This window comes from Yersinia ruckeri ATCC 29473 (assembly GCF_000754815.1).
GTDB lineage: Bacteria > Pseudomonadota > Gammaproteobacteria > Enterobacterales > Enterobacteriaceae > Yersinia > Yersinia ruckeri.
Genome location: NZ_KN150747.1, coordinates 1,457,745 through 1,481,097, shown reverse-complemented (window position 1 = coordinate 1,481,097; position 23,353 = coordinate 1,457,745). Strand labels below are relative to the sequence as shown.

Below are 23,353 nucleotides of genomic sequence, written 5' to 3'. Positions count from 1 at the left end.
ATATGAAAAATACACTATATATAATACTTTCCATCTTCACCTTTCTGGCAACTTTATCGCCCGCTTCGGCCAGTTATCTTATTCAAGCCTCTAAACGGTGGAACATTCCCCCTATAATTCTTGAGGCTATTATCAACAAAGAATCTAGCTGGAAAGAGAAAGCACTCAATAGTAACAAGAATGGTAGTCACGACTTCGGACTCATGCAGGTCAACTCTATTCATATTGCTTCATTGAAATCAGCCGGAATCATCACCAGCAAACCTATGCTTCTAGACCCTTGCAATAACATTCATGCAGGTGCTTATTTACTCAGTCTAAAATTTAAAAAATATGGCTATAGCTGGAAGGCCGTTGGAGCTTATCACTCCGAAACCCCATATCGGCGAGATAAATATGCGGATGATATAATGAAAACAGTGAGTTCTGGCGCTGACTTTTCAAAGCATAAAAAGCGTATTTTTGGTGTGGAATTATAAAATTCCTTTTCTTATCCTAGTATTTATGTCCAATCTCATTTTTATATTCACGTTCATTAACGCCATTTTTAACACTGAAATATCAACCATCTAATTTCAAATACTATTAATATATATGCGGAATAATCTCTATAGGAATGGAGATTACTCTTCAATTGATATAGACCGTTAGACTTATAGAATTTTATATCGTTTAATACTCCCCAGAAAATACTACACCTGGTAACGAATAAATTTATATAAGGAAACGATGATATGCATACAGCTAAAATCTCACGACTTAATGGAAATATAATTTTCCATCCATTGCAAAGAACGTTATCAATGCATAAGAAAGAAACTCGTCTTTCTGAAAATGAGTCTCGACTTCTTCAGATGTTATTAGAGAGAACGTGTGAAAAAAAAGAAATAATACATACTATTTGGGAATCTCGCGGCATTATTGTAACGGATAGCAGTTACTACAAGTTAATTAAGCAACTGAGATATTCGTTTTCAAACATCGGTGTTGAGGAAGATCCAATTATGACCCTCCCTCGTATTGGCGTCAGATATGTTGGAACACAAGAGATCATTGAACCCGAAGCGGCCAGTTCTCATAGCCATGGGAGTATTTCTGTAAAGACCCGCTCTTTAAAAACGCTGGCAACCTCGCTGCTGCTTGTAGCTGCAACCATATTTATTTTTGACTACGTCACTATATGAGAGTTATAGAATGATTTTTTTAATGTAACAAAGCATTTCCATATCAAGCTAGGGTTAGTGCTCTTAATGGCTTTTATCCTAAATGGATGTTCAATAACTCAAGGCGGAAATTCGAATAATTATGCAATCACTATTGAAGGGAGAGTTTCTTCCTTCGCTAAGGATATTCCTAATAACTCTAATGTAATTATCACTATTAGTAGAAAAAAACCTCAATCTAATAGTAGCTTAGTTATTCAAGAATTTGCCTTTTTAACGTCAAAGAGCGCGCAGGCACATCACTTTCGTTTTAAAATGTCAGATGATATTTTGTTATCCGAACAGCAAGTTTATCTAAGTGCCCGGATAGAAAAAGAGGATGAATTACAGATGATGAGTGATAATATAATCACTGTAGATATTAGTAAGATTGACGAAAATAAAAAAATCATAAAAAACATACTATTAACTGTTACGCCATCCTAATGTGTTACTGACACGGCCAGATTGGATGTCATCCTGCACTAGAGAATTAATATGCCCACGCCTTCGAAACTTAATATTATTGTCGCTGAGGATGAATCCTTAAGTCGTGTGGCACTAAAAGCCATTCTAGAGAATTACCCTTTTGATAATAGGGATATTACCCGACCGTTAATTTATAGCGATTTTACGCTAGATGTCGTTGGTAGTACGGAACATGCTGCTGGATTAATAAAATTATTAAAAGATCATAAAGTTGATTTATTATTGTTAGATTATGCTTTGGCACCGTCCCCTGAGGCGTTTCAGCAGCCAAACATCCCGCTAGATGGCATTACATTACTAAAACGTATACTCAAGATTCAACCTGACTTAAAAGTGATCGTGCATACTGCTCACAATAATCTTTCTGTTGCGAGGATCGTCTACCAGGCTGGTGCACATGCTTTCGTCAATAAAAGTGGCAACATACTGGAGCTGTTTTTTGCTATTACACATGCTGCACAGGGTAAAAAATATTTCCCTGCAGATCTCATGGGTAATCTATCCGCAGGGAAAAATGACTCTGTTAATAATCTTTCCGAACGCGAGACTGAAGTTCTCCGCTTACTACTATCAGGGTTAGATCAGAAGAATATTGGTCATCAACTGAATATAAGTTTTAAAACTGTTTCAAATACCAAGATACGAGCTTTTAAAAAACTGGGCATCACCTCTAATGCAGATTTTTTCAAATATGCCAATGAAATCGACTTATAAATTAATATTTTTATTTTCACTGAATTTATTTTCATTGGAAATTCAGGCAGACAATAAAATCAGTTTGACTCCTGAGGAACAGCGTTATATCCAGGATAACCCTGTTATCACCTATAGTGTTGAGCCACATAACTACCCTATTGAGTCAATTAATGCTTCAGGCATACACACTGGCTTAACGAGAAATTATATCAATTTGCTTTCGGAAATTACCGGAATAAAATTTCAGTTAGTCCCAAGTGAAAACTATGTTGAGTCATACAGTAATTTAAAGAGCGGTAAGGTTAAGTTACTCACTAGTACATCCGAAGACTATCCTAAAGCTAATGGATTGATTAGTACCATTCCTTTTTTTTCCGCATGGCCAACTATGGTAAAACGGAGTAAAAGCACTTATTTATATACTCCAGATGATATTAACGAAGGCTATGTTAGCATTTCTGACAACTTGTCTTTAATCAATTGGTTTAAAGAGCAATATCCAAATATTACCTACAAAATCATGAAGTCACCCGCTACAGCGATTGAAAGTGTCGCTAAAGGCAATGCTGCGGCGGCCATTGTTCTTGCTCCGCATGCCACCTATAACGTTAATTTACTGTATCAAGGGGTTTTGAAAATTTCCCGACCATCCGGGAAAAAAATCCCTCTCGTGATGAGCACCAAGCCAGAGGATAAAATTCTGGTGGATATCCTGAACAAAGTGATAACGTCGATTTCTGCTCAGAAACAAAATGATCTTGCATCAAAATGGATTATTCCAATTGATGATGTCAAAAAAAATAATGAATTAATAAAATTAATTTCATTTTCTGCTCTTTTTATCTTATTCATTATGCTTATTTACACTATAAGAAATATCAGAAAGCTAAAGAGTGAGCTTCATAGCATTGCAGATAAAAACACGCTAGAAATATCCGTCATGTCCCATGAATTGCGGACGCCACTTATTGGTATTCTTACCGCATGTGAAGATCTATCAAATAAAATATCTGTCACTGCCCATAAAGATCGTTTACTTAATGTTATACATGTGACGAAGTCATTGCTTGATAATCTTGATCTATCACTCGATTATGCAAAGATCAATGCTAAACAGGTACAAACTAATCCTCATCCGCATAATCTATCAGATATTTGTGATACGACAGTCAAATTATTCGCAAGTTTTGCTGAGAAACATAAGACAAAAATAAAAGTCAGCTACTTGTCACCAGAATTTTTCATGCCGCATCTGATTGATTCACAACTAATTTCGCAAGCTCTGAATAACATTGTCAATAACGCGATAAAACATACACGCTCGGGTATCGTGCTGATTGAATGCTCTGTTGTTCGTGTTGATGATAGAGATAAATTTTCAATTGAGATTACAGATACCGGTGTTGGTATACCTGCGGAGACGCTTGAAAAGCTATCTGAGCCTTATTATCAGGGTCAACAACCCACGAGTAATGAATCAGAAAACTATATCCCTAAAGGTACTGGGCTAGGTCTGTTTGTTGCCAAGAAAAATATACATTTGATTGGTGGAAACCTGGTTATATTCAGTAAACAGGGTATAGGTTCTCGGGTAAAAATAGTGTTCCCTATTATGCCGGCTCATTATGCAATACAAGAGCGCTTCCCTAACCATTTATTGATTATCATGCCTGAGGGAACCGCGCAGGCAGATATTGATGATATTAAAGATCTCCTTAATCCCTGGGGCGTTGTTCCTCGAGTGCAGTCATTTTCCACCGTGACTGAAGAGCATGCACTCTTTATGCAACCCAATTTCAATAATACTCTGTGGATTTTGAGTAATAGAAATAACGAACAACGAAAGTTATCCAACGCTCCTATTTATGCCTCGGAGTTTTTCCAGGCTATTTTGTCGCTAACCAATAGCCACAGAGATGAAAACCAGATCACACCGGTTACCAATACAAAAGACTGTGTAAAATTACCCCTTCCCGAAGGGACTAGATTGTTGATAGTAGAAGATGAGCCGTTGCTAAGAGCGGTTCAAAGCGAAATGTTTACTTCCATGGGCTTTATTGTAGACGCGGCGGCCGATGCTCAAAGTGCGTATAAAAGCTGGATTCAATATCAGCATCCGATGATTATTACCGATTGCCGTCTTGATAACAGTGACGGTTTTGAGCTAGTACTGCATCTGAGAAAGTTAATGCAAAATAATAGCGAGTCGGTGCTTATCATTGGACAATCAGCTTCATTGAAAGATGACGATTATATGCGTGCCAAAGAAGTGGGCATGAACCATATCATGCGTAAACCAGTATCGGTTAAAACATGGCATTCGTTAATCATTGAACATTTTGGTAACAGGAGCGCTTAAAATGCATAGCCCCGAATTAGTTGCTGCATTCCACGTTGCCATACATGACTACTCAACCAGCATCCAAAATGCTCTGGCAGCCGCAGATCTCAAAAAAGCGCAACATATAAGCCATAAGGTATTGGGGTTATGTCAGATTTTTGATCGCCCTGACCTCGCCGAGTTATGTGAGTCACTTGAGAATGCAAAGTCTCTATCCAGTGCCTCTATTGAGTTAGAAAAATTGCTGGCAAGAATGCAGTGAGCTTTTTGCCCTCTCACTATGAGTATTTGAGATGTTGCTGGCTATAGTGTAAGTATCACACTTAAAAGAACCATTCACTTTTAGAGATCTTCCGACATACTGACTATGTCCCTTTGAGGAGATCGCTATGTGTAGTGGATCACAAAATCAGGACACCGGAATAACCTGTCTCCACTTTTCTTCATGCAGGCAAGGCGGTAAACCACCGTTGTTCGTATGAGGGCGATAAACGTTGTAATAACCATTTATCCACTGGTTTATATCGCGTACTGCATGGCTAAAATCACTATAACCACCTTTCGGAAGCCATTCACTTTTAAGGCTGCGAAAGACTCTTTCTATCGGCGAATTATCCAGGCAATTCCCTCTGCGACTCATACTTTGCATTACCCCATCACGCCAGAGTAATTTCCTGTATTTATTGCTTTTATATTGAACCCCTTGATCTGAATGAAACAGCAGACGGCCATCACGAGGTCGTGTTTCCAGAGCGTTACGCAAAGCCCGGCACACCACATCAGCATCAGCGGTTAATGAGAGGGCTGAACCGATAATCCGGCGTGAATATAAATCAATAACAAGCGCGAGATAGCACCATCTGTCCTGCAGGCGAATAAAACTGATATCACCACACCAGACGCGGTTTGGTGTGGCGGGGTTAAACTGCCGGTTCAATAAGTTTGGTAATGCCGGACTGTTGTCTTCATTTACCCGGTAGCGATGTTTAACAGGCTGGCGACTAGTCAGCCCGCATTCCTGCATCAGTCGTCGCGCCAGCCATCGACCTGCATTAACGCCACTCTGGCGCAATATCTGACTGATTGCCCGACTACCTGCAGCACCACGACTGAGAGTCATGGAATTCTCTCACCCGACTTCGTAATTCAATTCTTTGTGCATTTTCAATTCTTTGTGCATTAACAGGACGCTTTACCTGCGCGTAATAAACGCTACGGTGAATACCGAATAAATGACAAAGGATCTGCACAGGCCAACTTTGCTTTTAGCCGTGTGATTAGCGCGATAACTTTCCGGGGGCTTCGCTCATCAGCACGGCAGCCTGCTTTAGTATTTCTTTTTCCATCTCAAGACGCTTTATCTGTGCTTTAAGCTGCTGAATTTCGCGTTGTTCAGGAGTAATGGCATTGCCAACGGGCTCAATACCTTGAATTTCCTGCTTATACAGCCGTATCCATTTGCGCAAATGGTCAGGGTTGAGTTCGAGCGCCTGAGCGACTTCCCGTACATCTCGCTGGTATTCAACAACCTGTTCGATAGCTTCGAGTTTGAACTCTGGGGAAAATGTGCGTTTAATCCGACGATTTTTGATCATGCATCACCTCACGTTCACTGTTTTAACATTAACAGGATTTCGAGGTGTCCTGAATTATTGATCCACTACAACCGGTGATTCAGGGGCGAACTGAGGCAGCAGAACGCTATCCGCGATACGGCTTTAAGAAGTTGTTTCAGGTGCTGCGCAGGCAGGGTCACCGCTGGAACCATAAACGGGTTCACCGAATTTATTGTCTGTTGAAATTAAATTTTCGTCGTAAGGGAAAACAACGTCTGCCGGTGCGTAATCCGGCACCACTGGCAACACCGGAGCAACTGAATCAGAGCTGGTCAATTGATTTTATGCATGATGCATTGGTCTGTGGCAGACGATTCAGGACGTTCAATGTCGTGGATGACTTTAACCGCGAGGCTCTGGCGATTGAAATTGACCTGAATATTCCGGCGCAACGGGTTGTGCGTGTGCTGGACAGGATCGTGGCAAATCGTGGATATCCGCTGAAAATGCGGATGGATAATGGGCCGGAACTGATATCACTTGTTCTGGCACAATGGGCTGAAGAACATGACGTGATGCTGGAGTTTATTAAGCCCGGTAAACCGACACAAAATGCATTTATCGAACGTTTTAACCGAACTTACCGGACAGAAGTGCTGGATTTTTATCTGTTCAGGACACTGAATGAAGCACGGGAAATCACGGAGCGCTGGCTGAATGAATATAACAGCGAGCGACCTCATGAATCCCTGAATAACCTGACGCCGGAAGAATACCGGTTGATGGCTGAAAAACCGGAAATCTCAAAAAGTACGTGGAACTAAAATGGGTGTACTTACATCCAGACGACATGCTGCGCTGAGATATTTACAAATTCCCAGTGACTGCGACTCTAGTTTTTAATTTCCAGCCGGATCTGAATTTACAGTCTAAAATAATGAGCTACTCACTAGGTATTTATGATTTTCCTTGGCAACTACTTAGACTTTATGTTCTGTAACACTTGTAGTTATCGCTCTTTGGAGGAAAGTCATTGGTGTCTAATCTAGGTATCAATAATTTAGAGTTATAATCAATATCTGCTAGCTTTACAACTGTAGTGAATGCGAGGTTGCAACCTTGTGAGTTCAGTTCAGCAACAACTAAATCACTAGAAGAGCCATAGGGGTAACACGCTGTCCATTTCGACATATCACAACCTAAAGATTTAAGAAACCCCTTAGACTTTTCAAGTTCAACTTTTAATGACTCTTGGTCTAATTTATTCCACCAATAATGATCGTAACCATGACAACCGACGTGCATTCCATCTCGTACAAGTTGCTTAAGTTGCTCTTGACTCATGTATAGCTCTTTCGCAAAAACCACCTCAGGGATACCTAAATACTTTTTAAAGTACTTAGCAGATAGTAAATTCCTTAGTTTTTCAGGAAGTGCATGTTGAAGGATACGTTTTACAAAAATGATCTCTTTCGTATCAAAACGATTAGGTATAGCGAGCTCTGAAAAGTATTCATCAAAAGAATGTAAATTATATTCTTCTTTGTAATAGTTAATATCATTGCGAATATCACACAACATATCATCAATATTACTTATTGATGCTAATATAAAATGTATTTTATTCACATCTAATAACTGGTGCTCTAAAATAGCTTTTGCTGGAACAAAAAATGAACCTTGGACTCCACGCTCCTTTAAAATAGGATACACATGATTAAAATGCTCAGCATACCCATCATCAAATGTTAACAAGAGAGAATTGCTGAGTAGCTCAGTTTTGCCAGCATAAGAAGATATGACTTCCTCCATGGTGACGATGTGATAGTTATCAATGAAAAAATCCAACTGCTCAATAAAACAGTCTAGTTCTAACCCTTTTATATCTGGGTATCTAGACTCTTTTATGTTTCTTACGTAATGATACATTACCACTGTTAATTTATTCATATATTTGGTCTATCCTGATCTGAATCGCCTCTGAAAATGACTAACTCTTTATCTGATTTGTAAGCATAGTCTATTTTAATGTTTCTCATTTCAAATGGTTCAAAGTAGTTGGGGATAATGACAGAGTCACTAGAGCTTATAAAGCCACTACCAGAATTATACGGCAAATTGGAAACCAAATCCACATATTCATATTTGGATTTATCTAAAAAATTAGATAGCGCATAATTAAACTTAGAATTCATTATATTCTCACCAAAAGAATCAACAATTCTACCTATTTTAGTATCATTCATTTTTATTTCTCGATAAACAGAAACCGATAACAGATCTCTATTATCATAGATAGATAAAAACCTATAATTATACCTTGGGTGATTTATATATCTATTTTTTATATACTCATTGTTTTTCTTAGGATTATTGGAAAAGAATGAATCAGGGATGGCATCGATGCTATCAGACACTTCGTGGATTAAATTATTTTTTAGAATTGATACTAAGTGGCTTCCATCAGGCTTTCCAATGCTAAAATCATTGAAATATTGATTAAAAAAAGCATGATGAGAAAGAACACCTACTTTATACTTTAAAGCTTTATAGATAGAAATAACTTGAGGGCTTAGGCCTATAGAGCATATTGTTGGTTTTTTATATACCCTATTTAAGTGGTTTAGCATCATCAAGCCAAGGCCCGGTTTTTTTACCCCTTCCTTGACCTTCCAAATTGCAAGCCATAACTCATTATTTTCAACTAACAAAGGAGAGTATTGAGATAATGGGATATAGCCAAGAATTCCAACAATTTCATCATCGTCTTTAGCTACAACGAAATGATAACAATCTAAACCGTTATGTTGCCAATCAAAAAGTTCTCGATCCCGAACAAAAATATGATCCTTTTTCCAATCCGAATCTATAAAAGAGATTAGATTTTCAACATCAGAAACAGCACATAAATTAATTGTCAATCCCATATTAAGCTGTACTCCCTGCATCAATTGTAAACGTAGCGCCAGTTATACCTGCGGCATCATCCGAAAGTAAATAAAGGGTCATGCTAGCTGCGTCTTTCACATTGGCTAGGCGTCCTAAACAGCTTCGTCTTTTGATTTTTTCTAGCTTATCTCCAACCAAACCTTCGGTCATGTTGGTTTCCATATATCCAGGTGCAAGCGTATTTACTGTGATTTGCGATTTCCCTAATTCTCTTGCTAATGACTTAGTAAAACCACCCAATGCCGACTTGGTTGCACCATAAACACTTAACCCATTGAAACCTGTAGACCCGATAATTGAGCCAACATTGATAATACGGCCAACACGATTGAGTAGCATGGAGCGAGACACATACTTTGTCAGTATGATCGGTGCTTCAACATTAACCTTCAGAAGCAGGGATATATCAGTTTCATGCATCGTTGCCAATACCCCATCATGTCCAAGTGCGGCATTATTGATTAAGCCAAAAATACGCCCATGCTCTTTAGTGAGTTGTTTAACGAGTGCTGATATCTCTTTTACTTCGGCAAAGTCAAATTGATAGAAGAAGACTGTTTTAGGGTTGTTTGCTTGTAGTTGCTGATATTCTTCAGTTGGTGTGCGGCTAATACCAAGGACATTATACCCTGCGTCAGCAAGCATTTTTGATGTTTCTAGACCAAGTCCTTTTGCACAACCTGTAATGATGACATTTTTCATTAATTTCTTACCTTTTTACCTGCCATATTAGTTTTTATTGACTCAACAACTTTGAGCAATGCTGGCATTTCAAATGGTTGAAGCTTTGCTTTGCAGAATGATAAAACTTCACGCTTGATCTCTTTAGGGGATAGTCCTTTTGCGCTCTCATTAATAACGACTTCACAGGCAACGAGGGATCCAAGTACTGGATTGGCTTTGGAAAAAACCTTTGCCATAATAATGTATGAATGTTGTTCAAGTACAGACTCCACCTTTTCGGGCATAACTTTATTGCCGCCAACATTGATTGAGCCACTTTCACGCCCTAAGAAAAGTACACGACCTTCTTCGAGATTGACCATATCACCCGTATTGACGAACCCCTCATCATTGACTTCTAAATCTCCTTTTACAAACTTAGTGCAACTATTAGCGTTTTTTATCCATAAGATGCCATCAATAATTTTTAGTTGGCAGGCAAGATTGGACTCATTAGTTAGATATGAAGAAGGAAAGCCTTCTTTTTTATCTTTAACCACAAAACCTACACCCGCTTCAGTTGAAGCATAAATATGGATAATTGCCGCAGAAGGGTAACGTTGTTCTAACGCTGAAAGTACGCTTTGGTTACTGATTTCTCCCCCGAGCGTAATTCGCCTTAGACTAAGCCGAGAGTGTTCAGGCTCCATCATCAGTTTGCGCCAAAAAGACGGTGTCGCCGATAAACAGTTCACAGACGAGTTAATAAAAAGCGCAATAACTTCCCCCATGCTTGCCGTGCTTGATGGTACAGCGAGCTTTGAACCAGAAGCTAGAGCTTGAAGATAAACCTGCAAACCTGCAAATCGATTAACATCATAGGTTAACCCCCAAGTAAACTCTTCCCCTCGTTTGATATCGTTTTTCGATGTTGCGAGTAATGCTGGTAATGAGTAACTGGCTAATTTGGGTATACCAGTGGTTCCTGATGTCGCGAGAATATAAGCCCTTTTTGTTTGACCTTTAATGGACTGTTGGACTGATACTTCTTTTATGTCTCGGACTTGGCCTGCTGATAAAGAGACAACGTAGTGGATATCAGCAGATTGATAGAATTCATCTTCGTGTCCTTCTGCGTCTTTAGGTAGCAACAAAACATTGTGACAAATGCTGTCGATTGCAGGAAGGAGTAATGCTAATGACTCGCGGTCATCAGAAATAATGGCACAGTTTTTATTCGTTAATTGAGAGTAACTCATGCGGAAATTATCGCAGAGCTCAACGACATCGTTATAGGTATAAGATGATGCCTGTGTGGAAAGAAAAAACCTTTTACGAGGCACGCGTTTTACAAGATCAATCAAATAATTTGGGTTAGGCAGAGTACTTGTCATAAATAGCTACAAATTCACCGAAGGTTGTTGGATATACAGCATCTTCCATTTGTTGGAATGGGTCAAAGTCGAGTTCTTCTTCAAGTAACGCAACAAGAATCGCAAATCCTAGTGAGTCTAATCCGCTTTCGAGTAAGATTTGATCATCACGTATGTCCTCATAACGTTGTTCTACGTCAGTTTGCTCTAAAGCTTCATTAAGTTTTTCTAAAATGATTTTTTTCATAAATTAACCTATTATTGATTGTACAGATTAGTAGCGAAAATTTTGTATGCCTGATCTTACCTTAAGTGTGATATTTATCTAGTGTTTATCTGTATTAGTCTCGACGGTAATTCATCCAATCAGTTGAAGTGGTATTTTTCGATGAAGGTGCCAATGACTTTCTCGTGGAGCTCAATAAAGCGTGCAGTTGCCTGAGGCGCGTTCTGAACGTCAAGTTGTTGCGTTCGATACGCTGCGTGAAGATTTTCCCGGTCAGATACATCTCGCGTGGAACCTCCCGTGCGTAGTAGCTGCCCCAGCTATCACTGATGATAAAACCAAGCTGAAAAACATGGGGACAGGTAGGGCAACAATAACGAACGTGGCCAGCAGGTGTGTCACTCAGGACCTCGGTTGACATTTGAGCTTACATACCCAATTTAGTTTTTAACACTTCATAAGGTGTTTTTCCACCATGTGCTGAATGGGGGCGATGACAGTTATAAAATGCCTCCCATTCCGCTAATTTTTCATGGAGGTCAACATCACCCGTATAATCGATAAGCTGATAAAACTCCTGTTTGTCGGTCAGATGAGAACGTTCTACTTTTCCATTTAATCTCGGTGTCGCTGGTTTGATATAAACATGCTCCATACCTAACTCGTGCACCTACCAGTTAAATTTCGCCTGGAATTCATGGCTATTGTCTGTCCTGATGGTTTTTATTCGGAAAGGAAATTTATTCACAACGTAATCAATAAAATCAATCGCATTGGCTTGATTATGCCGCCCATAAATTTTTAAGGCACGTATCCGAGTCGCATCATCAATTGCGGTATATTGAAAACGCTTAATCCGTTGGCCATTAAGGCTATTAAAAAACAAGAAGTTAACATCAACCTGCACATGATGCCCCGGAACCTTGACCTGCTCCCAGTTGATTAATACACGGCGATGTTAGTAATGTCTTCATAAGCCACATGAGGACATGCCCATGAAGAAGCGTTTTTCCGACGAACAGATCATCAGTATCCTCCGCGAGGCTGAAGCCGGGGTTTCTGCCCGTGAGCTCTGCCGTAAGCACGCCATTTCCGACGCCACCTTTTACACCTGGCGTAAGAAGTATGGCGGTATGGAGGTGCCCGAGGTTAAGCGCCTGAAGTCGCTTGAGGAAGAGAACGCCAGGCTCAAGAAGCTGCTTGCCGAAGCCATGCTGGATAAGGAGGCGCTTCAGGTGGCTCTGGGGCGAAAGTACTGACGACAGACCAGAAGCGGGAAGCCGTGGTGTTGATGTGTGATGCGACCGGTCTGTCGCAACGTCGTGCCTGCAGGCTTACAGGTTTGTCCCTGTCGACCTGCCGTTATTATGCTCAGCGTCCGGCTGCTGATGCACATTTATCAGGGCGTATTACTGAGCTGGCGCTTGAACGCAGACGTTTTGGTTATCGGCGCATCTGGCAGTTGCTGCGTAGGGAGGGCCTTCACGTCAATCACAAGCGGGTATACCGTATTTACCACCTTAATGGACTGAGCGTAAAACGCAGACGACGCCGTAAAGGGCTGGCGACCGAACGGTTTCCGCTTCTGCGCCCGGATGCGCCGAACCTTACATGGTCGATGGATTTCGTTATGGACGCACTGGCCAACGGTCGCAGGATCAAGTGCTTGACCTGTGTGGATGATTTCACGAAGGAGTGTCTGACGATCACCGCTGCTTTCGGTATTTCAGGCGTTCAGGTCACGCGTATTCTGGACAGCATCGCGTTGTTTCGGGGCTATCCGACGACAATAAGAACCGATCAGGGCCCGGAATTTACCTGTCGCGCGCTCGATCAATGGGCCTTTGAGCATGGTGTGGAACTACGGCTTATCCAGCCAGGTAAGCCAACGCAGAACGGATTTATTGAGAGTTTTAACGGACGCTTTCGCGATGAGTGTCTGAATGAACACTGGTTCAGCGATATTATTCATGCCCGGAAAACGATTAATGACTGGCGGCAGGATTATAACGAGTGCCGTCCCCATTCATCGCTGGATTACCAGACACCAGCTGAATTCGCAACGGACTGGCGAAACAGGAAATATGAAGAAAAACCAACCGACATTACTAACTGAAGGTTGTATCTAATCCTGGGGGCAGGTCAACCTGTTTCTCATGGCGCTTGAACAACGGCTTAGAGCGTTGTCGTTGATTTTGTGGAAGTTGATTTAGTCTATTTCGAAGAAGGACGTAATAACAGCCAGAGCGAGATACCTTGATATTATGAAATCGTAACAAGTACCACGATATTCTCTGAGGTCCAAAATGATAGGTTGTGCGCAAGTAAATTATTTGCTCTTCAATGTGCTTTGCCACTCGTCGAGTAGGATTTTCTGGGCAAGGCTTATGATTGATTAACCCTTGTTCTCCATAGCACTCATAGGCTTTTTTCCATGTGTAATAGGTTTGCCTGCTAATACTAAAATGTCGGCAGGTTTTAGCGACATTTTTGGCATTATTTGCATAGTTTAAGGCTTTTGTTTTGAGCGCTATATCTCGCTTCGCTTTAGCATTCATCATATCCAGACCTCCGGCTACAGTTAGAAAACACTAACTGTCCACCGAGGTCCAGATTTTCATATCCTTGCCATTGCCAGCGAGGTTTGCGGGAAGCTTCCAATTTTTACCTGTGACAGCTTATTGGTCTCTGGGCTAGTATAGCGGTAGAAAAAGGTCTTGATACCCGAAGCGCCGCAAGTCACACGCAAGCCCCAGTTTTCACCTATATCAGCCTTGTTTTTGTCCCTAGGCTTCATCATTTCAATAGCTTTGGATGACAAAGGTTTGCCTGCTGGTTTATCCGTCATATAAGATCCATTTTATGGCTAACCACTTGATTTACAGAGACTGAAATCCAGCTTTTTTCCCAAGTGTAGGTTGTGCGTTTATTTAGTGCAATTTACCATAACCTACATAACAACCTACACTTACAAGCGGGTTTTAGTGATTCTTCACGAGACAACGTGATACTTAATGATAACAATAAAAATCACAATTCACTTTAAATTCAATGGAATAAACAAAATATGTCTATGATTGACAATAAGAATTTAGATTCACACACCCCGATGATGCAGCAGTACTTGAAATTAAAAGCTCAGCATCCTGAAATTCTATTGTTTTACCGGATGGGTGATTTTTACGAGTTGTTTTATGATGATGCCAAACGTGCATCTCAGCTGCTGGATATCTCGCTAACCAAGCGCGGAGCCTCTGCCGGTGAACCTATTCCTATGGCCGGTGTACCTTATCATGCCATTGAAAACTATCTGGCCAAATTGGTTCAACTGGGTGAGTCCGCAGCCATCTGTGAGCAAATAGGCGATCCCGCGACCAGTAAAGGCCCTGTAGAACGTAAAGTCGTACGCATTGTCACACCCGGTACCGTCAGCGATGAAGCCTTGCTACAAGAGCGTCAGGACAACCTGCTGGCGGCTATATGGCAAGATGCCCGTGGATTCGGCTATGCCACTTTGGATATCAGCTCCGGCCGTTTTCGTGTCTCGGAACCCTCGGATACAGAGACAATGGCGGCAGAGCTACAGCGCACCAATCCGGCAGAGTTGCTCTATCCAGAAACCTTTGAACAAATGCCATTGATTGAACAACGACACGGCTTACGCCGTCGGCCTCTTTGGGAATTTGAACTGGATACGGCTCGCCAGCAGCTCAATATGCAATTTGGTACCCACGATCTTATCGGCTTCGGCGTAGAGCAGGCACATCAAGCGCTACGCGCTGCAGGTTGCTTGTTGCAATACGTTAAAGATACTCAGCGAACCTCTCTGCCACATATTCGCGGGTTGACGATGGAGCGGCAACAAGATGGCATCATTATGGATGCGGCAACCCGCCGTAATCTGGAGCTGACACAAAATTTGTCGGGTGGTAGTGATAATACGCTCGCCGCTATTTTAGACCAGTGCGTCACACCAATGGGTAGCCGAATGCTTAAACGCTGGTTGCATATGCCCATTAGAGATAGAGATGCCTTGGCCCACCGCCAGCAGGCAATAGGCGGCTTACAGAATATCACCGCTGAATTGCAGCAGCCGCTACGTCAGGTGGGTGACTTGGAACGTATATTGGCTCGTTTGGCCTTACGAACCGCACGTCCTCGGGATCTGGCTCGTATGCGCCACGCTTTTCAGCAATTACCTGAAATTCATCAACTATTGAGCCAAATTGCTGTTCCACACATACAATATCTATTATCGCAAGTGGGTAAGTTTGACGAATTGCAGAATCTGCTAGAGCGGGCAATTGTAGAAACCCCTCCGGTTTTAGTGCGCGACGGTGGCGTCATTGCTTCTGGTTATCATGCAGAATTAGACGAATGGCGCAGTCTGGCTGATGGTGCGACTGACTACCTCGATCGTCTGGAAATCCGCGAACGAGAAAAACTGGGTCTGGATACGCTGAAAGTTGGCTTTAACGGCGTTCATGGCTATTTTATTCAGGTCAGTCGGGGCCAAAGCCATTTGGTACCGATCCACTATGTCCGACGACAGACGCTAAAAAATGCCGAACGCTATATTATTCCGGAATTAAAAGAGTACGAAGATAAAGTTCTCACCTCCAAAGGAAAGGCATTAGCGATTGAAAAAGCGCTGTATGAAGAGATCTTCGATAGGTTACTGCCCCACCTTACGGCACTTCAATCAAGCGCAGGCGCTCTGGCAGAACTTGATGTGCTTGCCAATTTGGCAGAACGCGCAGAAACACTCAATTATACCTGCCCAACGCTTAGTGATAATCCAGGCATCAAAATCGTTGCAGGCCGCCATCCCGTTGTAGAAAAGGTGCTACGCGATCCTTTTATTGCCAACCCCCTGTCACTTTCACCACAACGTCGAATGCTGATCATTACTGGGCCAAATATGGGAGGTAAAAGTACCTATATGCGTCAAACGGCATTAATTGTGCTGCTGGCGCATATGGGGAGCTTTGTACCAGCAGATAATGCGGTTATTGGCCCTGTTGATCGCATATTTACCCGCGTCGGTGCCGCAGATGATTTGGCATCTGGCCGCTCAACCTTTATGGTTGAAATGACCGAAACGGCCAATATTCTGCACAACGCGACCGAGCAAAGCCTGGTACTCATGGATGAAATCGGCCGAGGGACGTCTACTTATGATGGTCTGTCTTTAGCTTGGGCCTGCGCCGAAAATCTGGCGAGCCGCATCAAGGCAATGACGCTCTTTGCTACCCATTACTTCGAGTTAACTACGCTACCGGAGAAAATGGAAGGTGTCGTCAACGTACATCTCGACGCAATGGAGCATGGTGAGACTATAGCCTTTATGCATAGCGTACAGGAGGGCGCCGCCAGTAAAAGTTATGGTCTGGCGGTTGCCGCACTGGCTGGAGTCCCTCGTGAAGTGATTAAGCGTGCGCGACAAAAGCTGAAGGAATTGGAGTCACTCTCCAATAACGCAGCCAGCAGTAATATTGATGGCTCACAGCTGACGTTACTGAATGAGGAAGTGTCACCGGCAGTCGAAGCGCTAGAAATGCTGGATCCGGATTCGCTAAGCCCACGCCAAGCACTGGAATGGCTTTATCGATTGAAAGGTATGGTGTAACAACGGCTCAGAACTGGCAATAGGATTTATGTTATCAGAAATTGTTTTCGCGGCTCATCTTGGTGAGTCAGAATACAATAAACAAACTGAGTACCGTCACATTCACGTTGTTGATTGAGTTAATATAAGCAAAAAAATGGTGAGCAAAATGCTCACCGTTTTTATTTAATTTCACTACCGCTTTTATCTCACCCTAAAATCATCATGACATAACGCTATGGTGCTTAGGTTAATATTGAATCTATCGCGCAATTATTCAGTAAGTCTGATATAGACAGACAAACCTTATTTATTACTCACGAAATAGAGCTTCAATACTCAAACCTTGTGTTTGCAATATTTCACGTAGGCGGCGTAAGCCTTCAACCTGAATTTGACGAACACGCTCACGGGTTAAGCCAATTTCCCGACCAACATCCTCTAGGGTTGCTGCTTCGTAGCCTAATAAACCAAAACGACGAGCCAACACTTCACGCTGTTTGGCATTCAGTTCGAACAGCCACTTGACGATACTTTGTTTCATATCATCATCTTGCGTGGTATCTTCCGGCCCGTTTTCATTCTCGTCAGAAAGAATATCCAACAGTGCTTTCTCAGAGTCGCCGCCCAATGGTGTATCAACGGAAGTAATACGTTCATTCAGGCGTAACATACGACTTACGTCATCAACCGGTTTATCAAGTTGCTCAGCAATCTCTTCTGCACTCGGTTCATGATCTAATTTATGAGAAAGTTCTCGCGCGGTGCGCAAGTAGACGTTCAATTCTTTGACGATATGGATCGGTAAACGAATTGTTCGGGTTTGATTCATAATCGCCCGTTCGATCGTCTGACGAATCCACCAGGTTGCGTAAGTGGAAAAACGGAAACCGCGCTCTGGATCAAATTTTTCCACCGCCCGAATCAGACCAAGATTTCCTTCTTCGATCAAATCGAGCAATGCCAAGCCACGGTTACTGTAACGACGGGCAATCTTCACCACCAGCCGTAAATTACTTTCAATCATGCGCCGACGCGACGGCACATCTCCGCGCAATGCGCGTCGGGCAAAATAAACCTCTTCTTCGGCGGTCAACAACGGCGAATAACCAATCTCACCGAGATAGAGCTGCGTGGCATCCAGCACTCGCTGGGTAACACCCTGCGCCAGCAGCTCATCTTCTGCTAATTCACTTTCGCTAGGTTCATCTTCTACTAATGCTTTTTCATCAAAAATTTCAGTTTCCGTACTGTTTTCATCGAAATCCGCATCTTCATTTAACTCGTTAACCTTCAGCGTATTTTGGCTCATATGCTGCTCCTACCCGTGAGATACCGCGAGCAGAATATCAGCGTATTCTGCCCAATCTATCGCTGCGGAAGATAACGCAGCGGGTTTACGGATTTCCCCTTGTAACGAATTTCAAAATGCAATCTAACTGAGCTGGTTCCGGTGCTACCCATAGTCGCTATTTTTTGTCCCGCCTTCACTTCTTGTTGTTCCCGGACCAGCATTGTATCGTTATGAGCGTAGGCGCTCAGGTAGTCATCATTATGTTTGATGATTATCAGATTACCGTAGCCTCGCAGCGCATTGCCAGCATACACCACTCGCCCATTTGCTGTGGCGAAGATCGGTTGCCCACGCGAACCCGCGATATCAATCCCTTTATTGCCTCCTTCTGAAGCAGAGAAGCTATCGATGGTTTTCCCGTCGGTCGGCCATTTCCAGCTACTGACTGGACCACCATTGCTGGTAGGGATGCCAACAGGACTGCTCGGTGCGGTAACAGGTGTAGTTGTAGAAGCAACAGCACCTGATGATGGCAACATTCTACCAACACTCTGTTTACCCGAATTATCAGAATACGCGCTAGTTGATTGTGAATCAACCACTGAAGAGGAGTTTTGGATGTTGGAAGGTGCTTTTGATACCCCATTAGAGGTAGCATTAGAAGCCGTGATCATTCCGCCATCTGAGCCGTTGCCCAATTGGATTGTCTGGCCCACATTCAGACCATAGGGTTCTGAAATATTATTTTTATTGGCGAGATCTCGGAAATCGTTACCTGTGATCCAAGCTATATAAAACAGGGTATCGCCCCGTTTCACTGTATATGTGCTACCACTATAGCTCCCCTTGGGGATAGCATTGTAGCTGCGGTTATAAACAATTCTCTCACCTGATGTATTATTCCTACTCATCACTGAACCTGACGATTGACCACCAACGGTCGATATCGGCGCAGATGTTGAGGCATCATTTGTACAACCAGCCAACCACAAACTCACAACCGTACACGCCGCAACCCGGCGTAAAGTAATCATTGGGCTTCCCGTGCTCATGCTTCCCCCATCACAGCAATAATAAGCGATATTTCCAAATACCCTTTACATCCTAGTTGAGTGTGAATGTTTCACTCATTTTTCTAATGATGAAAGGTCCTCCTGCGTACTTTGAATATCAAAGTAAAAGCACAGAAGAAACAAGATGCAGCACCTTGGGTGTTGTTAGCACCACCTCTGCCCTACCGTAAACCTGTATTATCCATTGATGGCATCAGCCCAACGGACACCCGGCCATAATAAATAGCCCAAGTTAAAAATGTTATTTATAAATTCGGCTTAGGCCAGATCTCCTTTCACCAGCGGAACGAAGCGAACCGCTTCCACTGTTTCAATCATAAATTCGCGATCACGACGCTGAACATATTTTAGCGTTTGGCTTTGCTCTCCCACTGGCAGAACCAATCTTCCACCGTTATTAAGTTGCTGCAATAAGGCTTCTGGAATTTCTGGTGGTGCCGCCGTAACAATGATCGCATCAAATGGCCCGCGCGATGCCCATCCCAGCCAGCCGTCACCATGGCGGGTTGAGACATTGTGCAGATCCAATAATTTAAGCCGACGTTTAGCCTGCCATTGTAACCCTTTGATTCGTTCAACCGAGCACACATGATCAACCAGATGCGCCAGAATCGCGGTTTGATAACCGGAACCGGTACCTATCTCCAACACTTTGGATGTTGGCGTCAGTTGCAGCAGTTCTGTCATCCGCGCCACCATATAAGGCTGAGAAATCGTCTGGCCGGAGCCTATCGGCAGTGCCGTATTTTCATAAGCCTTATGCGCAAACGCTTCATCAATAAATTGCTCGCGTGGTACAGCTTCAATTGCCTGTAACAGGCGTTCATCACGAATGCCTTGTTGTTGCAATTGCAGCAGCAAAGTTTGCATCGCTTTATTTACCATTCTCCATCAACCTCAGTCCTGGCTAACCAGGTTTTAACAACTTCTTGTGCCGTATAAGCCGTTAAGTCCACCTGAAGTGGTGTTACTGAAACATATCCCTGCTCCACTGCGGAAAAATCGGTATCCGGTCCAGCATCACATTGATCGCCCGGAGGACCAATCCAATACATATCTAAGCCACGCGGATCCTGTTGGCGAAAGACTTTATCGGCCGGATGTCGGCTGCCACAGCGTGTGACCTTTATACCTTTGATCTCGTTTAGCGGTAGGTCCGGCACATTGACATTAAGAATTTTGCCAGTCCGCAGCGGTGCGTCCTGCAACGCTCGTAACAAGCGGCAAGTCACTGCCGCAGCGGTATCATAATGCTGATGACCGTTTAACGAAACTGCCAACGCAGGGAATCCGAGATGACGCCCTTCCATCGCTGCCGCAACGGTTCCAGAGTAGATAACGTCATCCGCCAAATTGGGGCCAGCATTGATTCCCGAAACCACGATATCTGGCCGCGGAGTCATTAATTCATTGACGCCAAGATACACGCAGTCTGTCGGAGTACCGTGCTGAACGGCAATATCACCGCTCGACAACGTTGTGATTCGCAACGATGTTTCTAGCGTTAATGCGTTGGATGAGCCGCTACGATTACGATCTGGTGCAACAATCTGCACATGAGCGAATTTACGCAATGCCATCGCCAGTATCTGGATACCCGGCGCGGCAATACCATCATCATTACTCAGTAAGATCCGCAGCATCGCCGTTATCCAATCTCATGATTTCTCTGACTACGCTAGTTGCAAAACTGCCCGCAGGCAACCAGAAGTGCAACTCAAGGGTGACATTATCCCACCAGTCCCAACTCATATTCTGTGGCTGTAGCAATATGGCTCGGCGCGCACCTTCAACGCGTTCACGCTGCATCAGTGATAACAGCTCAGTTTGCTCGGTCAGGCAGTGTTGTTCAAAAGCCAACGCCTCACCTTGAGTGCCTAAATCGCCGTCACCCGGCAGCGGTGCCGTAACCTTCAACTCTCCGGCATCCAGACGTTGTTGTAACGTTGCCAACTCTTCCGCTTGAGCGACAAACCAGCTACCACGACCGCTAAGCTGCAAAGCGTCACCTTCCAGCACTTGGGTTGCGCGCTGCTCAGCTAAACGGGCGCTGGCAATCAGGTTAAACATGGCGCTGCGGCTGGCCGACAGATAGAAACTGCGCTTGCTGCGCTCTTTTACTTGAATTTCATTGTTGGCCCAGCGGCGCGCTTGCACCAGATTATTGCCACCACGACCAAAGCGTTGGCTACCAAAGTAGTTGGGAACGCCTTGAGCGGCAATTAAATTCAGGCGCGACTCCACATCCTGACGATTGCTGATATGACGTAAAACCAGCGTAAAAGCATTACCTTTCAGCGAGCCAATACGCAATTTACGTTTCTGCCTTACGGTTTCCAGCACCTCGCAACCTTCCAGTTCGAAGGCTGCCATATCCGGCGTTTCTTTACCTGGCAAATGCAGACAGAACCATTGTTCCGTAACCGCGTGGCGGTCTTTCAAGCCAGCGTAACTCACCAACCGAGGATGAATTTTGGCAAATCGCGATAGGTAATCAGCAACGAATTGCGTATTACAACCATTCTTACGGATACGCACTAAAAGATGTTCGCCCTCACCATCTGGCTCAAAGCCCAGATCTTCGACGACGACGAAATCTTCAGGGTTCGCTTTCAACACGCCGCTAGCCTCGGGCTGGCCGTGCAGCCATGTCAGATTTTCCATATCCATTACTGCTTATCTCTCTTGACCAACAGCACGACAGCTTCGCAGGCAATGCCTTCACCACGACCAGTAAAACCCAGTTTCTCTGTAGTCGTGGCTTTAACGTTAACATCATCCATATGGCACTGTAGATCTTCTGCCAAATTGACGCGCATTTGTGGAATATGGGGAGCCATTTTTGGCGCTTGAGCAATGATGGTGATATCCAAGTTACCGATCTGATAGCCTTTTTCAAGAATACGTCGATATGCCTCACGCAGCAGGCCGCGGCTATCAGCACCTTTAAAAGCAGGATCGGTATCCGGGAACAGCTTGCCGATGTCACCCAAAGCGGCGGCCCCTAACAGGGCATCAGTGGCTGCATGCAGCGCGACATCACCATCGGAATGCGCCAATAACCCTTGCGTATAAGGAATCCGCACACCGCCAATAATGATCGGGCCTTCCCCACCAAATTTATGTACATCAAAACCATGTCCAATCCGCATTATGAGCCTTCCTTATGATAGAGACGGGTCAGGTAAAATTCAGCCAGCGCCAAATCTTCCGGGCGTGTGACTTTAATATTATCTGACCGACCATTGACCAGCAGTGGGTGATAGCCACAGTATTCAAGAGCCGAAGCTTCATCCGTTATCGTTGCACCTTCATTCAGGGCGCGGGTCAGGCAGTGTTTTAACAATTCGAATGGAAATAGCTGCGGCGTCAATGCGTGCCAGAGATCCTGTCGATCTACCGTATGAGCCACCGCATCAACCCCTGTTTCACCGCGCTTCATGGTATCCCGTACCGGTGCAGCCAACAGACCACCTATTTTGGAACGACCAATAATCAACAGTAAATTATTCAAATCATCCAGATGCAGGCAAGGTCTGGCGGCATCATGCACTAATATCCAGGCCGGATTCTCCTCGCGCGCTACACTCAATAAGCCTGCCATCACGGAGTCGGCTCGTTGATTGCCACCATAAACCCACTTGATTCGTGGATCCTGTGCAATCGACAACCTAGCAAACTGGCTGTCATTCGGGCTAATGACCACAATGACACGCTGAATTCGTGGGTGGCGTAGCAACGCACCAATAGCATGCTCAAGTATTGTTTTGCCACCCACGGTCAAATACTGCTTGGGGCAATCGGCTTGCATACGACTGCCTATTCCAGCAGCCGGCAATACAGCAATGACTTCAGGAAGGGAACCTGCGAAGTTACTCATTAT

General features: G+C 43.6%; 21 protein-coding genes and 6 pseudogenes. 10 read left to right on the top strand and 17 right to left on the bottom strand.

All coding sequences use genetic code 11. From position 1 onward, the window contains the following. Positions 1-2: 2 nt before the first annotated feature. From DJ39_RS06530 to DJ39_RS06505, 6 genes are all read left to right on the top strand, one after another. Positions 3-479, top strand: a complete 477-nt coding sequence (locus DJ39_RS06530) for a lytic transglycosylase domain-containing protein (RefSeq protein WP_038251250.1) — start codon at positions 3-5, stop codon at positions 477-479. Positions 480-734: 255 nt separating this feature from the next. Beyond that, positions 735-1,184, top strand: coding sequence for a winged helix-turn-helix domain-containing protein (locus DJ39_RS06525; protein WP_038244581.1), 450 nt, complete (start codon positions 735-737; stop codon positions 1,182-1,184). 66 nt (positions 1,185-1,250) lie between these two features. Beyond that, positions 1,251-1,649, top strand: a complete 399-nt coding sequence (locus DJ39_RS06520) for a hypothetical protein (RefSeq protein WP_038251248.1) — start codon at positions 1,251-1,253, stop codon at positions 1,647-1,649. A 51-nt stretch (positions 1,650-1,700) separates the two neighbouring features. Beyond that, positions 1,701-2,405 (top strand): response regulator transcription factor, encoded by a 705-nt coding sequence (locus DJ39_RS06515; protein WP_004722140.1) that lies wholly within the window; start codon positions 1,701-1,703, stop codon positions 2,403-2,405. Next, positions 2,365-4,746, top strand: coding sequence for an ATP-binding protein (locus DJ39_RS06510; RefSeq protein WP_230596552.1), 2,382 nt, complete (start codon positions 2,365-2,367; stop codon positions 4,744-4,746). Before DJ39_RS06515 ends, DJ39_RS06510 begins: the two co-directional genes overlap by 41 nt. A gap of 1 nt (position 4,747) precedes the next feature. Beyond that, positions 4,748-4,990 carry an Hpt domain-containing protein gene (locus DJ39_RS06505; RefSeq protein ID WP_004722145.1) on the top strand — a complete coding sequence of 81 codons (243 nt, stop codon included), beginning with the start codon at positions 4,748-4,750 and terminating at the stop codon, positions 4,988-4,990. 147 nt (positions 4,991-5,137) lie between these two features. Here the strand turns inward: DJ39_RS06505 and DJ39_RS17875 are convergent. After that, positions 5,138-6,323: pseudogene (locus DJ39_RS17875) on the bottom strand (IS3 family transposase). Between the two features lie 92 nt (positions 6,324-6,415). Between DJ39_RS17875 and DJ39_RS06490 the strand changes: the two are divergent. Next, positions 6,416-7,108 (top strand): annotated as a pseudogene (locus DJ39_RS06490) (IS3 family transposase); the annotation flags it as partial. Positions 7,109-7,271: 163 nt separating this feature from the next. Here the strand turns inward: DJ39_RS06490 and DJ39_RS06485 are convergent. The 7 genes and pseudogenes from DJ39_RS06485 to DJ39_RS17735 all read right to left on the bottom strand — a co-directional run. Continuing rightward, positions 7,272-8,234: a polysaccharide deacetylase family protein gene (locus DJ39_RS06485; RefSeq protein WP_038251242.1), complete on the bottom strand. Its 963-nt coding sequence runs from the start codon at positions 8,232-8,234 to the stop codon at positions 7,272-7,274. Continuing rightward, complete coding sequence (locus tag DJ39_RS06480; protein WP_004723353.1) at positions 8,231-9,211, bottom strand: hypothetical protein; 981 nt, start codon at positions 9,209-9,211, stop codon at positions 8,231-8,233. Before DJ39_RS06480 ends, DJ39_RS06485 begins: the two co-directional genes overlap by 4 nt. A gap of 1 nt (position 9,212) precedes the next feature. Continuing rightward, the gene (locus DJ39_RS06475) at positions 9,213-9,935 is read right to left on the bottom strand and encodes an SDR family NAD(P)-dependent oxidoreductase (RefSeq protein ID WP_038245303.1); all 723 of its coding nucleotides are present in this window, start codon (positions 9,933-9,935) and stop codon (positions 9,213-9,215) included. Continuing rightward, positions 9,935-11,290: an AMP-binding protein gene (locus DJ39_RS06470; RefSeq protein WP_038245305.1), complete on the bottom strand. Its 1,356-nt coding sequence runs from the start codon at positions 11,288-11,290 to the stop codon at positions 9,935-9,937. The genes DJ39_RS06475 and DJ39_RS06470 overlap by 1 nt, the downstream gene beginning before the upstream one ends. Beyond that, positions 11,271-11,516, bottom strand: a complete 246-nt coding sequence (locus tag DJ39_RS06465) for an acyl carrier protein (protein ID WP_004723351.1) — start codon at positions 11,514-11,516, stop codon at positions 11,271-11,273. The genes DJ39_RS06470 and DJ39_RS06465 overlap by 20 nt, the downstream gene beginning before the upstream one ends. A gap of 119 nt (positions 11,517-11,635) precedes the next feature. Continuing rightward, positions 11,636-11,844: pseudogene (locus tag DJ39_RS17380) on the bottom strand (IS1 family transposase); the annotation flags it as partial. 78 nt (positions 11,845-11,922) lie between these two features. Continuing rightward, positions 11,923-12,426 (bottom strand): annotated as a pseudogene (locus DJ39_RS17735) (integrase core domain-containing protein); the annotation flags it as partial. A 64-nt stretch (positions 12,427-12,490) separates the two neighbouring features. Between DJ39_RS17735 and DJ39_RS06440 the strand changes: the two are divergent. After that, positions 12,491-13,611, top strand: a protein-coding gene (locus DJ39_RS06440; protein ID WP_087931081.1) for an IS3 family transposase whose coding sequence is annotated in 2 segments (ribosomal slippage) — positions 12,491-12,749 and positions 12,749-13,611 — 1,122 coding nt in all. Because the reading frame shifts where the segments join, the coding sequence is not laid out codon by codon here. Between the two features lie 28 nt (positions 13,612-13,639). Here DJ39_RS06440 and DJ39_RS06435 read toward each other — a convergent pair. Both DJ39_RS06435 and DJ39_RS06430 read right to left on the bottom strand, forming a co-directional pair. Beyond that, positions 13,640-14,056: pseudogene (locus DJ39_RS06435) on the bottom strand (helix-turn-helix domain-containing protein); the annotation flags it as partial. A 59-nt stretch (positions 14,057-14,115) separates the two neighbouring features. Then, positions 14,116-14,343, bottom strand: a pseudogene (locus DJ39_RS06430) (Arm DNA-binding domain-containing protein); the annotation flags it as partial. Positions 14,344-14,568: 225 nt separating this feature from the next. Here DJ39_RS06430 and mutS point away from each other — a divergent pair. Then, on the top strand, positions 14,569-17,124 hold the full coding sequence (mutS, locus tag DJ39_RS06425) for a DNA mismatch repair protein MutS (RefSeq protein ID WP_004719155.1): 2,556 nt from the start codon (positions 14,569-14,571) through the stop codon (positions 17,122-17,124). A gap of 292 nt (positions 17,125-17,416) precedes the next feature. Here mutS and rpoS read toward each other — a convergent pair whose 3' ends face one another. Both rpoS and nlpD read right to left on the bottom strand, forming a co-directional pair. After that, a complete protein-coding gene (rpoS, locus tag DJ39_RS06420; RefSeq protein WP_004719154.1) occupies positions 17,417-18,415 on the bottom strand; it encodes an RNA polymerase sigma factor RpoS in 999 nt (332 codons plus the stop codon). 56 nt (positions 18,416-18,471) lie between these two features. Then, positions 18,472-19,431 (bottom strand): murein hydrolase activator NlpD, encoded by a 960-nt coding sequence (gene nlpD / locus DJ39_RS06415; protein WP_038245055.1) that lies wholly within the window; start codon positions 19,429-19,431, stop codon positions 18,472-18,474. A 129-nt stretch (positions 19,432-19,560) separates the two neighbouring features. Between nlpD and DJ39_RS18320 the strand changes: the two genes are divergently transcribed. After that, complete coding sequence (locus tag DJ39_RS18320; protein ID WP_004719152.1) at positions 19,561-19,689, top strand: hypothetical protein; 129 nt, start codon at positions 19,561-19,563, stop codon at positions 19,687-19,689. 39 nt (positions 19,690-19,728) lie between these two features. On the opposite strand, the gene DJ39_RS06410 is transcribed toward DJ39_RS18320, so the two are convergent. The 5 genes from DJ39_RS06410 to ispD are packed head-to-tail and all read right to left on the bottom strand — an operon-like array spanning position 19,729 to position 23,350. Then, positions 19,729-20,355, bottom strand: coding sequence for a protein-L-isoaspartate(D-aspartate) O-methyltransferase (locus tag DJ39_RS06410; RefSeq protein WP_038245053.1), 627 nt, complete (start codon positions 20,353-20,355; stop codon positions 19,729-19,731). Continuing rightward, positions 20,349-21,113 (bottom strand): 5'/3'-nucleotidase SurE, encoded by a 765-nt coding sequence (gene surE / locus DJ39_RS06405; RefSeq protein WP_080547529.1) that lies wholly within the window; start codon positions 21,111-21,113, stop codon positions 20,349-20,351. Before surE ends, DJ39_RS06410 begins: the two co-directional genes overlap by 7 nt. Beyond that, on the bottom strand, positions 21,091-22,140 hold the full coding sequence (gene truD / locus DJ39_RS06400; RefSeq protein WP_004719149.1) for a tRNA pseudouridine(13) synthase TruD: 1,050 nt from the start codon (positions 22,138-22,140) through the stop codon (positions 21,091-21,093). The genes surE and truD overlap by 23 nt, the downstream gene beginning before the upstream one ends. Further along, the gene (gene ispF, locus DJ39_RS06395) at positions 22,140-22,622 is read right to left on the bottom strand and encodes a 2-C-methyl-D-erythritol 2,4-cyclodiphosphate synthase (protein ID WP_038245050.1); all 483 of its coding nucleotides are present in this window, start codon (positions 22,620-22,622) and stop codon (positions 22,140-22,142) included. Before ispF ends, truD begins: the two co-directional genes overlap by 1 nt. After that, on the bottom strand, positions 22,622-23,350 hold the full coding sequence (gene ispD, locus DJ39_RS06390) for a 2-C-methyl-D-erythritol 4-phosphate cytidylyltransferase (RefSeq protein ID WP_004719148.1): 729 nt from the start codon (positions 23,348-23,350) through the stop codon (positions 22,622-22,624). The genes ispF and ispD overlap by 1 nt, the downstream gene beginning before the upstream one ends. Between the last annotated feature and the right edge of the window lie 3 nt (positions 23,351-23,353).